1 protein-coding gene is annotated in these 985 nt (G+C 73.4%); it reads right to left on the bottom strand.

The annotated features are described in order from the left end of the window. On the bottom strand, positions 1-985 hold a 985-nt coding region (locus HCU62_RS11550), incomplete at both ends, for a cytochrome c3 family protein (RefSeq protein WP_169755672.1).

Genomic DNA, 985 nt, shown 5'->3' with positions numbered 1-985 from the left:
TCGTCCTTGCTGGTGTGGCAGACGAAGCAGCCGCAGTCGGGGTTGGGGACGGTGGCGTTGCAGGTGTCGTAGTCCCAGCGGAGGGCGTCGGGGTACGGGGAGCCGTGGGCCCGGTGGCAGGACAGACACATCACCTGGTCCGAGCCCGGGGTGACCTGCGCCGAGGCGGCGGCCATGCCGGGGAGGACGCCCGGGTCGCGGGCCACGGGCACCATGGGGTCGTAGGGCCCCGGGGTGGCCCCGTCCGCGGTGTTGTAGAGGGCGTATTCCCCGCTGGCCGGCAGGGCGATGTGGGTGGGGTGGCGGATCCACGGCGAGGCCCCGTCCCCGTGGAGGGAGTTGTGGTTGCCGTGGAAGTCGCCGTGGCAGCCGGCGCAGAAGTGGCTCAGGGAGTGGTCGGGGTAGCCCTCGGGGCTCGAGGCCCCGTTGTACTCGTTGTGGTCGGCGGCGGAGACGGTCTGCTCCCAGTCCGGGTCCTCGATCCCCACGACCCCCAGGACGGGGTCCGGGTGGTAGCTCGAGATGAGGAACCGGTACCAGCCCCCGGCCTCCCCCACGGGCCCCGGCCCGCCGTCCGGGGCGTGGTGCGCCGGGCGGTGGCAGCTCTCGCAGGAGGAGATCCGCAGGTGGCAGCCCTCGCAGTCCTGGGGGGCGGTGGCGCCCGGCGGCATCCCACCCGGGAGGTAATTGTTCTCCATGGGATAGTTGTGACAGACCCCGCAGGCGGATTGGTCCCCGTGGTACCCGGGCGCCAGGGTCAGGGCCGGGTCCGACGCCGTCCCGGGGATGGCGAGGCAGTTGTGGCCCCGGGTGCCGTCGGCGAGCACCCAGTAGAAGTTGCCGCCGGCCAGGGCGGAAGAGGCGGAGCCGTCCGGCGGGTAGCTCGGCATGGCGGCGCTTGCCACGATGGGGGTCCCGGCCCCGTCGATGGTGGCGGCGCCTGCGCCGCCGTGGCACCCCACGCAGTCCTTCTTGAGGAGGTGGG

Origin of the sequence: Dissulfurirhabdus thermomarina (assembly GCF_012979235.1) — a bacterium.
Taxonomy (GTDB): Bacteria; Desulfobacterota; Dissulfuribacteria; order Dissulfuribacterales; family Dissulfurirhabdaceae; genus Dissulfurirhabdus; species Dissulfurirhabdus thermomarina.
Note: the sequence above shows the minus strand (reverse complement) of the source record. Positions and strands in the feature narration are given on the sequence as shown.